The sequence below is a fragment of the Neobacillus vireti genome, from assembly GCF_036962345.1.
GTDB lineage: Bacteria > Bacillota > Bacilli > Bacillales > Cytobacillaceae > Neobacillus > Neobacillus vireti_A.
Window position 1 is genome coordinate 99339 of sequence record NZ_JBALNB010000005.1, and the last position, 12204, is coordinate 111542.

Consider the following 12204-nt stretch of genomic DNA (forward strand, 5'->3'; position numbering starts at 1 on the left):
TAACAAACCATTATGATCAATTCCATCATCCCTGTTATTACCGACATTCAAAGTTGAATTGTCTCTATCTATCCTGCTTGTACGGACTTCGTCAGCTGCATTATTGTTATTACATGCAGCCAGACCGATTGTTAACACCCCTGATAGCAATAAACCTAATGGCTTTTTTATCAAATTTATTACCCCCTTGCAAAAGTTAATGTTTTTGCCTTCTTATTATTGATTATTTCTAAAATAATATTGATGGAAATTACAGTGTATTTTTACATTAAAAAAACCGTATGGTAATGTAACCAAACGGTTTTTTCTTATTAATAAGGGCATATTACAATCAAAGCTTTTAAAAAAGAAAAATCCAAACTCAAACGATGAGGGATTTTTTAAATAACGTCTCCGATACTTAGACAAGTACCTTTTTCAGTTTTTCCGTTAGTGCTTGAATGACCGTTTTATAATCTGCTACAACACCAATATTGGCCCGTTTAAAGATAGGTGCTTCTGGGTCTGTGTTGATAGCAACCACCGTCTTTGCATTGGTGATTCCTGCAAGGTGCTGACTGGCACCAGAAATCCCAACTGCGATATAAAGATCAGGTGCAACCACTGCACCTGTCTGCCCGACCTGCAGATTTGAAGGAACCCATCCTGCATCACAAGCAGCACGCGAGGCACCAACTGTACCTCCTAGAAGATTTGCAAGCACATGAAGGTCATTAAAACCTTCCGGACCCTCGATTCCTCGACCACCGGAAATGATAATTCGTGCATCCTCCAGCCGAATATCAGATAATGCAGCTTGAATTTTTACTACCAGCTTGGTTACAATCATATCTTCTGATGGAGTATAGTTAACCTCAATAATTTCACCTATACGTGTCTCATCCGTAACATCTACATTCTGGCTCTTTTTACGGATACCAACTACTGCTTTAGAACGAGTTGTTGTATATTCCCCGAACGCCTTATCACCATAAATTGGACGAATCCAAGTTAATTTGTCACTGTTGGAATTGTAATCAACTACTTCTGTAATAGCAGATGCACCAGTACGCGCAGCTAGCCTGCCCACAAGGTCTTTCCCGATTCTGTCGAAAGAAAGGATAAGGATATCTGCTCCCGACTGTTGAAATACAGTTTCGATGCAGTTTACATAGAGTTCAACATCGTATTCAGTAAGAATTGGATTCGAAATGGTGTATGCAATGCCCGCCCCAAGGGAGATTGATTCCTTAGCCCCAGCCGCTGCTAAAGGTCCAAGCGAGACAGAACAAACTTCACCACCAGTGGAACTAGCCAAGCGGCTGCCAAAGAAAAGAGCTTCTTTAGCACCTGAACTCAAGCCTTCTTCCTGTTGATTTGTGAATACAAGAATTCTTGACATGGTTGTCTCCCCCTATAAAATCTTGAGAGCCACTAGCCTGCCCGCTAATTCACCAGCAAGGTCCACACCATCATTTCCAGGCAGTACCTCACAAGCGACTTCCCGATTCAGGACGTAAGCCCGCTCCAGCTTGACACCGGGCTGACAGCGCTCACTATCAAGATTAAGATCTTCTGATTCTAAAACCGTAATCGGTTTACTTCTTGCAAGTCGAATATCCTTTACCTTTGGCAGCCTAGGAACGTTCGTTTCAGCACTAATAATTGTGAAAATGGACGGAGTTGGTACACTTACAACTGCATAGCCGCCTTCAACTTCAAGCGTAGCTTTCACATTTCCCTCTTCCACCTCAAGGTCTGAAACGAGTGTTAAGCAAGGAACCCCTAATTCCTCAGCCATAACAGGTCCAACGAGACCTTCCTCGATATCACTGGCTTGGTAGCCTGTCAGGATAAGTTGTGCTCCACCCAATGATTTAATGGCTTGTGCAAGTATATGCCCAACAGCCTGACCGTCTAGATTTTCCCACTCATCATCCCATACCCTGACTGCCGCATTTGCTGTAAAAGCAAGTGCTCTCCGAAGGACATCCTCTGACTCCTCATCCCCTAGGCAGAGAGCGGTTACACTCGCTCCAGGTATTTTATCTCGAATTTGAATGGCCAGTTCAAGTGCGTTTTCAGCAAACGAGTCTAGTACCAAATCGGAGTCACTAATATCTGGACGATTTGTTTCAGGATCGATGTTAAAATATTTTGGTGTAATTTCAGGATCAATAACTTGTTTAAGGCAAACAACGATGTGCATATTTATTTCACCTCACGATTGTTAACGATGTTTGATTTCTTTTGATTCCCTTTAATGAGCTTTTTTGTATGTGAAGGGCATCAAAGACCTCCTTTGATTCCCTTTAGCGAGCCTTTTCCTATCTGAAGGGCACCAAAAATCTTCTTTGATTCCCTTAACTGTGCTCTTTCCTATCTGAAGGGCACCAAAGACTTCTTTTGATTCCCTTCAGTGAGCTTTTCCCTTTGCGAAGGGATCCATCAATTTTTAACTCCTACTCCCTTAACTGACAATCCATTATCATCCTTAGGATTTGGAGAAGGAATAAGTCCGTACATTTCCCTCAGTCTTTCCACTGCTTCAACAGGCGGCTTTGCATTATAGTAACCGCGCCGTGTCATGTAGACACCAGAGTTTTTGCGAAGATCTACTAGTGACTCACACATTTTTATTCCGGCTGCAAAGGAGTCAACCACTGGTACATCACCAATTCGAGAAATTCCCTGGGTTGCTAAAAAGACGTTCATCGGGCCCTCTCCCGGAATGATGACATCTGCACCATCTGCAATCGCCAGCTCTGCAGCTTTTTTGAAGGATTCAATAATCGGTTCTGGATCATTAAATCCAGCCATAATATCATCAAAGCCCGCTTCTGTCTGAACAATAGGTCCAAGCTTTCCTCCTAAACCATATTTATCAGCATTTTGACGAAGCTCATCTGCCAGCGGCGCCAAAAAATTCACCACGCCAATCCGGTCCCCAAGCATCGAAGCCATGTGAAAGGAGGCTTGACCATATCCCACTACAGGAATATCAACCAATGTTCTTGCCTCTAAAAGACCTACATCTGGAATAGTTGCTATGAACATCGCGTCATATCCAGCCTTTTCAGCTGTTAGGGCAGCCCGTATAAACTGTTCCCGGTGAAGGTTTTGTAAATAGGAATGAGTTATAAATATACCTGGGTAATGAGAAGGATATGTTTCTTCTGACACACCATGTAAAACAACCTCCACATCCGGGCGGGCGATCCTGCTTACATGTTTAATAATCGCATCCCGATAATGTGGAACTCGGTCAATGGTGGTAAGGCTTTGATGCCAGATTTTCATAGAATGACCTCCTTTTTTCGATTATTTATAAAATAGAACTTACCTCAATTTGCTTTCCGCCAGTTTTTCCGGCCATCTGCCAGATACAACCGGTTCCGATTAAACTACCGCATTCTCAGAAACCGCAGACTGTACAGCAATCCGTCCAAATACGGCTGCCTTTCCCAGCGAACTTCCTGTCATATAGCCAGCCCCGTGGAATCCGCCTGTTACTTCCCCCGCTGCATACAAACCTGGAATGGGCTCGCCGTAAGAATTCACAACCTGTGCATTTGCATTTACAGAAATACCTGCATAGGTAGCAAGCATGGCGACTGTTGATTCAAATGCATAGAAAGGCGCTGTTTCAATTGCTGTTGGTTTTCCGTAGTTATGTGTCAAAGACCTTCTGCCAAAATCAGGATCTTCCCCATTTTGAACGCCTTGATTGTATCTAGAAATGGTATCTTCTAGTACTTCTACTGGTACGTCAATACAGTCCGCCAGTTCTTCTAACGTATCTGCTTTGTACAGAAGTCTGCGCTTCTTTAGCAATTCAAAATCATAGAGGGGATCATCTAACACACCCTTTTTCATTACGGTCTGATCCCAAACTTGATAGCTGATCTGTTCAGGCTGTTCGAATGCCGCCTTACCTAAAAGTTTATACGAAATAGACTCATTCACGAACCGCTTCCCAAATTGGTTAACCATTATGGCCCCTTTATAAAATGCCAATCCCTGCGACTTTAACTTCCCGGCTGCACTTGGATGAAATCCATATGTTCCATTCAAATATGGGAGGTCCTTCACCCATGCACCATGCTCCCAGGCCATCCGAATCCCGTCTCCTTGATTGCCAGCACCGCCAATTCTTAAGGCACCTTTTAATTGTGGAGCAAACTGGCCAAGCAGCTCTTCACTTTTAGCAAAACCTCCAGAAGCAATTAACACTCCTTTACTAGCAACAGCCTTTCTTTCTTCCCCAGACGCCTCATATAAAACTGTATCAATTCTCCCTTCATCATTCTTCAGCAGTCTTCGTGCAGGAGCATTAAAATAAATCGTCACGTTCGCTAGCTGCTTCACTCTCCTGTAAAGAGACTGGATTGCCTGATGAGGATCGATAATATGTCCGCGTGGAACGCTATGACCACTTACTGCTTCCAATGATCTAAACTCGACATCGTGGTCAACCAGCCATTGATATGTCTCCAATTGATATCTGCCATATTCAGCTACCAATGTTGAATCATTTACCCCACCGCCAACCTCCGTCATATCAGCCAATAGAGATTCAGTAGAATCAGTTATTCCTGCTCGTTCCTGCATATCTGTACCCGCAAATGCCATATAACCTGAGCTGAGGACTGTACTGCCGCCCAGTTCATCCTGCTTTTCCAAGAGCAGGACATTAACACCCTGCTCCCCAGCCTCAACGGCAGCACACATACCCGCAAGCCCGCCGCCTAGAATGATCAAATCATAGCTTTCCATTATTCTCACTCCTCAGATTCAAAAGCTTTTAACACTTCTAACGCTGCTTCACATACCTGCATGTCGTGTGAATAATGACCTCCGCTTACTCCAATTCCACCAATTAGCTCATTATTGATTTTGATTGGATATCCACCGCCAAAAATAACTAATCTAGGCGTGTGAACAATGCCATGCAATAATGGAGGATCGTCTTTTAACCTGTCATACCATTCATGTGTTGCGCGGTTATAGGCTGCAGCCGAAAACGCCTTATTTTGAGCGATTTCAAGGCTAAGTACTGGTGCACCATCCATTGCATAAAATGCTTTTAAGTTACCAGGTTTGTCCACAATTGCAATACTGAATGGAATTCCTAGTTCTTGCCCCTTTGCTAATGCGGCTTCTAACATTTTATTTGCTAACGCTAGGCTAATATTTTTTGATTCAATTGCTGTTGTAAAGTTTTCCATTTTATTTCCCCTTTTCTATCAACAAATTAGTTTATAAATTTACTGGTCTTCCATTCCCAAATGCTTCAATTACTGTCGCGGATACGGCTTTCATTTTTGGCAGACACATGTCAACAATTACATTTGCCATGTCAATTGGATGCAGCCAATTATCTTTGTTAACATCCGGAGCAATATCTTCCATCATCTTTGTGTCAACTGGGCCTGGGCAGACCGCATTTACTCTAACATTGAATGGTTTTAGCTCTTCTCCTAATGCTTTTGTAAATCCAATTACTGCCCATTTAGAGGTAATATAGGCACTTCTGTCCGGACCGCCTTTTGTTCCCCAAATCGATGATACATTGATAATGACACCATTTCTTTTCTCTTTCATTTGCGGTACTACTGCATTCGCACATAAAAACACACCGCGGGTATTGATTTCTTGGACAAAGTCCCACTCTTCAACACTCGTTTCATCGAATGGCTTTAGTAGCATAACACCAGCATTATTAATTAAAATATCAATACTGCCGAGTTTTTCTACCGTCTCCTGAATTGCTTTGTTCACATCTTCCTCAGAGCGTACATCACCAGCAAGAGCGATTGCTTCGCCATCTAGTTCCTCCCTAATATAAGCAGCCGTTTCCGATATTTCTGCTAAACTACGAGAAAATACAGCTACTTTTGCCCCCTGTTTTGCTAAAAGCAAGCAGGTTTCCCTGCCAATCCCTCTGCCGCCGCCAGTTACAAACGCAACTTTATTTTTTAAATCCAAAAATCATCACCCCTTCATTACACCTCAAGTTTTTTATCACTACTAACGTAAGAAGCTGCATGCTCACCTGCACGTTTACCAAACACCAAGCCGCGAAGTACGGATGTGCCGCCAGGATATTTTCCATAGTATAGACCTGCAGTTTCACCTGCGACATACAATCCAGGAATTACATCATCATCCTGCGATAAAACCCTTCCTTTTGTATCAGAAGCTATGCCTCCATTCGTGAAAACATTGGAGCAGACTATAGGGTAGGCAATATATGGCGCCTTATCAATAGTTATGGCCCAATTTGATTTTGGCGGATAAATTCCAACAGCCTGTTTTCCGTCCTTCTTATCCCAGTGGAATTCTCCTGGCTGTACAGCAGCATTAAAGGATTCTACTGTTGCAATTAAATGATCTGCAGGCACCCCAATTTTCACAGCTAATTCCTCTAGTGTATCGGCCTCAATCGCCGGTTTATCCGTTTCGATTGCCCGTTCATAATTCGGAATTTCGTACATTTTTTGGTCACTGATCATATAGGCGATATGGTCAGGGAGGTCGTAGAAGATTTTGCGGGCTACTGCTTCATATTGCTCGTCAACCGTGGAAATTCCTTCATCGACAAAACGGTTGCCATTTTTATCAACCAAAATTGCATAAGGGTAGGTCATAACGGCTGCTTCTTCCCGCTTACTTCTAGGGTCAACTGGTTCAGCATGAAAGGCATCGAACTGACCCGCTCCTTTCGCCCCTATTTCCATTGCCATCCGAATACCTTCCCCTTTGTTATAAAGGCCGCCTTCGGCTACTGTACGAATCTTATGCGCATCTCTTCCGACATACTGTGCCATCATTTCTTGATTTCCTTGGAATCCTCCAGCTGCAAGAACAACAGCGCCGACTTTCAGCTGAAGAGAATTTCCACCCTTAACACGAACCATGAGTCCATTTATCGCACCTTCATCATCAAGGAGTAATTTCCAAGCAGTCGCTTCATAAATAATCTCGACACCAAGTCCGCCAGCACGGCGCGATAATGTATCAATGATTGCCCGGCCTCCGCCAACTGGGAGAAGCCGCGGTTTTGAAGAAGTTAAAAACATCGTTGGCAGGTAATCGAAATCTACCCCTTTTTCCTCGACCCAGCGCAGCGTACTTCCAGCGTTTTCTGCGAGAGTTTCTATGTACTCCCTATCGGAGAAATCATCTGAGAATGCCATCATATCTTCTACAAAGTTGTCTGCGATTTCATCAATATTCTTCATTCGCATGTAAGAGGCTGTCCATCTGGAATTTCCGCCCCGATGATCGTAATCCGTGCGTTCTAAGATCGCAATTCGTAAATTTCTTCCTTCCTTCTTGGCACTTTCCGCAGCGGACAAAGCTGCTGCTGTTCCTGCCACACCACAGCCAATTACTACAATGTCATAATCCAATTCTCTCTCCACTTTCGTAACCTCCTAGATTAATTATTATTTAAATACTTCTTTTCCCACTCTTTGATTTGATCTAGTTTGAAAAGTGATTGTCTTTCCTCCCAGGTACAAATTAAAGGTAATAAATTTTCCTGAGAGCCTTCTTCTTTTAAAATTCTTAAAGATTCAGTGATTCCTTTAATAGCGGAACGAAGTGCAGTATTTGCACACAGCATGATTTTAAAACCTATTTCTTCTGCTTCTTTTAAAGAAATAAGTGGGGTTTTGCCGCCCTCTACTAAGTTAATAACCTGTGGGATTCCTTTTAGTGAACTAGTAATTTTCCGTAATTCTTCAATGGTATTTGGTGCTTCGACAAAAATAATATCTGCACCCGCTTCGTAATAAGCAAAAGCCCTGTCTATGGCGTCTTCAAGGCCATTTGTAGCAATTGCATCAGTCCGTGCCATTATTGCCAGATTTTCATCTTTTCGGGCATCTAAGGCAGCCTTAATTTTTCCTACCATTTCTTCTTTCGAAATGACATCTTTTCCGTTAAAATGACCGCATTTCTTTGGTGATACCTGATCCTCCATCTGAATGGCAGCGACACCCGCACGTTCAAACTCTTTTACCGTCCGAATCACATTGATAGCATTTCCGAACCCAGTATCTCCATCTACTACGATCGGAACATTGGTAACATCGGCCATTCTGGCAACGATATCAACCACTTCCTTAAGAGAGGTAAGTCCTACGTCAGCCCAGCCAAGCTGTGCATTAGATATTCCAGCTCCCGTAGCATAAATCGCCTTAAAGCCAGTTTCTTCTATTAACTTTGCTGACATCGCATCATAGGCACCAGGAAGGATAAAGGAACCTGGTTCACGAAGCAGTTTTTGAAAAACTTGACATTTATTCATAGAGTTAATCCTCCAACTTTTAAAATAGGACGAGAAGAGGGAGCCTCCTCAGAGATACGATGATGCCAAACAACCGATAGCCTCCCAAACATATATAGCGGCAGTTCTGTAACAGGTTTAAGAGATTTTTCTACCACATTCACTTCTGTAAGCATTGATAAATTTCCTATATTAATGCTTGCCGCATACTTTCCGGGTGCAGGAAGTGTATAGTATGGATTCAGCTTGAATGTTTGACCATCCCACATTCCTTCTACTTCATAGCAGCAGCCAAGAAAATCTGGCAGTTCCTCTACATTGCCTGCAGCTAATCTTTCACGAATGCAGGTAGAGCTTATTTTCTCGCCGCGGCATGCTACTTTTTCCACTTTTGTCACATCAATGATTCCCCCTGAATCATTCATCAAACGCTCTAAATTTCCGATTCCCCTAGAACCATAAGTAAAATCAAAACCGGCGACTGCATGGATAACCCCAAGATTGACCAGATAATCTTTAACATATTGTTCAGGTGAAAGAGCGGCAAATTCCCTAGTGAATTCAACAATATAAAACGTATCAACACCAAGCCCCCGAAGAATTTTTTCCTTAACAGAAAGGGGGATTAAGTAATCAACTTGTTTTTCCCCATTGGACAAGACAGACTTTGGATGTGGAAAGAAACTCATAACAGCAAGCTGCACACCCTTTTCTTTCGCTATCCGTAAAGCCGTTTTAATTACTTCTCGATGTCCGTAATGGAGTCCATCAAAAAAACCAAGGGCCATTACACATGCATTTGCTTTTCCCTGCCAATCTGCCAAATTATCATGGTTAATATAAATCTTTTCCATACAGTCTCCTTTCTTCTTGATTAAGAATTTTTTGATAGATTAGGAGTATCCTAATATCTTAGTGCATTTGATTCTAGGCCTGCTAAAACGCGGCCATAATTTTCTTTGGTGATTAACGGTGAAATCGTTCTGTGTGAATAGAGCGTCCAAAAATCACGGAAAATTCTTTGCAGCGGGTGACCTTCATATACATAACCAGAACCGCTGGCTAGAATTAAAATATCGAGTGCTTCCTTACTTACTTGATTGGCATAACCGATATCTGCTAATGCCTTTACTCGTGCTGGCTTATCCATGAATTTACCGCTGGCAGCCCATGCATCTAGCTCATCCGCCACACGGTAATAATGCATGGAAGCGGTATCAATTTTCAAAGCAGCATCCGAAAGTAATGCATGGAGAGTCGGTGAATCAATTAAATTTTCTACACCAATATGGGCAGCTTTTCGATTAGGCAGCACTTGCTGGAAAAATTCTAACGCTGCCTTTACCAAACCTAAGCCCGGTAATGCCAAAGACAATGCTAAAGCTGGAAAAAGTGCCGTATTATAGAGCGGGATATCGCGTAAATGATCTGATTTAAATTGTCCATTTAGCACTTCTGCAAAAGAAACCACTCGGTGTTCTGGGATAAATACGTTTGTCATTTTCACACTGTTACTCCCTGTACCCTTCAAGCCCATAACATGCCAATCATCCATAATCTCAACTTCTTCAAATGGCACTGTCATTAAGGCTTGATCCACAAGGTTTCCTTCATCATCTCTGATTACCATACCGAAGTATCCCCAAGTCGCATGGAGCGAACCCGAGCAGAACATCCAGAACCCTTCTTCGATTAAATATCCACCGTCCACTTTTCGGGCAATACATTTTCTAGGTTCGTATACACCTGCAAAAAGGACATTATCTTCATTCTCTCCAAAGATTTCTTGGTGCGTTTTTTCTGTAAATGATTCCGCTACCATAAGTTCCCGAATTGCACAAAGCGAGAGAATCCAGCCCGTAGAAGCACAGCCGCGTGAAATTTCCACAATACAATCTGAATAGGTTCTCATACTTGTTTGATAACCGCCATAAATACTTGGGCGCAACAGCTTAAAAAGCCCCGCTTCTTTTAATTCATTGATCGTCGCCTCAGGTATTCGACGGATTTCTTCCGTTTCTTTTGCTCTTTCCTTTAGTTTTGGAACAAGAGATTTGGCTTTTTCTACAAGAAAAGTATCACTATGAGCAACATTTATCATTTGAAATTCTCCTTTTCAACTTTATTATTCCTCTTATTCGATTTAGATCTTAGTTAAATTTTAGAAAATTATAAAATTAATTTAAAGGGTAAAAACCTTTCAAGTTTGAAACATTTTCAGATAACTTTTATTGGTTTTCTAAACATAAATCTGCCGTTTTGTCCCAAAGAATAGAAATTAGTAAAGTTTTTTTACGAATTTATCGTTTCCTTTGTTTTGATAAAATGAGCTGCATGTTCACCTGCCAATTTTCCGAATACGGATCCTGCCATTAACCCTGCACCACCCGGGTAATTAAAATAAAATAGACCCCCTACCGCCTCACCAGCAGCATATAGTCCCGGAATGGACTCGGATAACACATTCTGAACCTCCGTTGCAGTATTAATTTTCAAACCGCCAAACGTAAAGGTTATACCGCAGGTAACCGCATAGGCCTCAAACGGGCCATCTTCCAATGTGTTCGCCCAATTTGACTTCTTGATTGCTAACCCTTCTGTGCATCTGCCGTCCTTGATATTTGGATTAAACGGGATATCTTTACGGACAGATGCATTGTATTCTTTAACATTTTGTAAAAAACCATCCGCGTCAACACCTTCAAGTTTTTCCGCTAATTCCTCTAACGTAGCGGCTTTTACTTTAGTCACTTGTCTGCCTTTATATTCCTCGCGAAGCAAATGAGAAACCTTTTGATCGAAAATCTGCCAAGCGAATTGTCCAGGCTGATCCAAAATTAATCTTCCATATTTCGCGTAGGTGTAATTGCGGAAATCAGCACCTTCATCGACAAAGCGTTTACCATCAGCGTTTACCATGATTCCAAAGGGATAACTTAATTTTTGAAAGCCTTCCGTAAAATCTGGCAGATAACGGTCGCCTCCGACTGAATGGCAGCCTGACCAGTTGCCAGCGGAAAGTGCACCAATATTTAGCGCCATTTGAATACCCTCTCCTGTGTTAAAACGGCTTCCCCTTGCATGGGCCAAGTCCCATTTTGGTCCTAAGTACCGGGTCCTCATTTCAGGGTTCGCATGAAAGCCGCCAGAAGCCAATATAACGGCTTTCGCAAGGATCTTTGTACTCTTGCCATTATGTTTAAAAATCACACCGTGTACACCATTGTCATCATGGATCAGTTCCACCGCCATCGCATCAAACAGAATCTGAACCCCTAAAGAGGACGCTTCTTTATGAAGCGCTTCGACCAATCCCGGCCCCCCGCCTACTGATTCAACAATCATTCCGCCCCAAAACTTAAATTTACCGTCTACTTTAAAGGCTTGCCGACCATATATAGGCACCCACCTTACCTTGTGGCCTGTAAGCCATTTCATGGTTTCAAAACTTTTTTCGGTAAGAATGGAGGCTAATTCTGGGTCAGTCCGAAACGAAGTAACCCGGCACATATCATCATAGAATTGTTCTTCGCTATAGACCCCAAAATCCGAAGAATCAATATCTTCTTGTGAAAGGTCGGGCATTATTTCTTTTAAATCTTCGACACCGTTATAGGCAAACCGAATCGAACCATGGGTGAAGGTGCTGTTCCCTCCTTTTTCAGCCTCAGGTGCCTTTTCAAGCACGAGGACATCGGCTCCATTTTCCCTTGCAGAAATGGCTGCGCTCATCGCAGCATTTCCTGCACCAATTACCACAATATCTGTCTCATAAATTTTGATGTCACTCATTCTATCTGCCTCTCTTCCCAAAAAATTCTTTTAAAAAAGCTGACTCGTTTACTTTTGAGTCAGCTTTCTCCAAATAAGTAAGTATAATTTTTGAACATAGATTACTGTCCAGCTCCAGCGCCCTAGCGGCTAGTGTC

The 12204-nt window shown here is 42.5% G+C and carries 11 protein-coding genes; all 11 read right to left on the minus strand.

The window, feature by feature from the left end; genetic code table 11:
* Positions 1-400 precede the first annotated feature (400 nt).
* The 11 genes from V7108_RS04360 to tcuA all read right to left on the minus strand — a co-directional run bounded on the left by V7108_RS04360 (position 401) and on the right by tcuA (position 12067).
* Positions 401-1381, minus strand: a complete 981-nt coding sequence (locus tag V7108_RS04360; RefSeq protein WP_335512623.1) for an electron transfer flavoprotein subunit alpha/FixB family protein — start codon at positions 1379-1381, stop codon at positions 401-403.
* Positions 1382-1393: 12 nt separating this feature from the next.
* Positions 1394-2188: an electron transfer flavoprotein subunit beta/FixA family protein gene (locus V7108_RS04365; protein ID WP_335512621.1), complete on the minus strand. Its 795-nt coding sequence runs from the start codon at positions 2186-2188 to the stop codon at positions 1394-1396.
* 239 nt (positions 2189-2427) lie between these two features.
* The gene (locus tag V7108_RS04370; RefSeq protein ID WP_335512619.1) at positions 2428-3279 is read right to left on the minus strand and encodes an aspartate/glutamate racemase family protein; all 852 of its coding nucleotides are present in this window, start codon (positions 3277-3279) and stop codon (positions 2428-2430) included.
* Positions 3280-3378: 99 nt separating this feature from the next.
* Entirely contained in the window at positions 3379-4755 is a 1377-nt protein-coding gene (locus tag V7108_RS04375; RefSeq protein ID WP_335567435.1) for an FAD-dependent oxidoreductase, read from the minus strand.
* Between the two features lie 5 nt (positions 4756-4760).
* Positions 4761-5207 (minus strand): GlcG/HbpS family heme-binding protein, encoded by a 447-nt coding sequence (locus V7108_RS04380; RefSeq protein ID WP_306072802.1) that lies wholly within the window; start codon positions 5205-5207, stop codon positions 4761-4763.
* A gap of 31 nt (positions 5208-5238) precedes the next feature.
* Positions 5239-5967, minus strand: coding sequence for an SDR family NAD(P)-dependent oxidoreductase (locus tag V7108_RS04385; RefSeq protein ID WP_335512613.1), 729 nt, complete (start codon positions 5965-5967; stop codon positions 5239-5241).
* 17 nt (positions 5968-5984) lie between these two features.
* Entirely contained in the window at positions 5985-7406 is a 1422-nt protein-coding gene (locus V7108_RS04390) for an FAD-binding protein (RefSeq protein WP_335512611.1), read from the minus strand.
* 17 nt (positions 7407-7423) lie between these two features.
* Positions 7424-8296 carry an isocitrate lyase/PEP mutase family protein gene (locus tag V7108_RS04395; RefSeq protein ID WP_335567436.1) on the minus strand — a complete coding sequence of 291 codons (873 nt, stop codon included), beginning with the start codon at positions 8294-8296 and terminating at the stop codon, positions 7424-7426.
* Complete coding sequence (locus V7108_RS04400; protein ID WP_335567437.1) at positions 8293-9129, minus strand: FAD synthetase family protein; 837 nt, start codon at positions 9127-9129, stop codon at positions 8293-8295. Before V7108_RS04400 ends, V7108_RS04395 begins: the two co-directional genes overlap by 4 nt.
* Positions 9130-9179: 50 nt before the next feature.
* Positions 9180-10376, minus strand: a complete 1197-nt coding sequence (locus V7108_RS04405) for an acyl-CoA dehydrogenase family protein (RefSeq protein ID WP_335512605.1) — start codon at positions 10374-10376, stop codon at positions 9180-9182.
* A 191-nt stretch (positions 10377-10567) separates the two neighbouring features.
* Complete coding sequence (tcuA, locus tag V7108_RS04410) at positions 10568-12067, minus strand: FAD-dependent tricarballylate dehydrogenase TcuA (protein ID WP_335567438.1); 1500 nt, start codon at positions 12065-12067, stop codon at positions 10568-10570.
* Between the last annotated feature and the right edge of the window lie 137 nt (positions 12068-12204).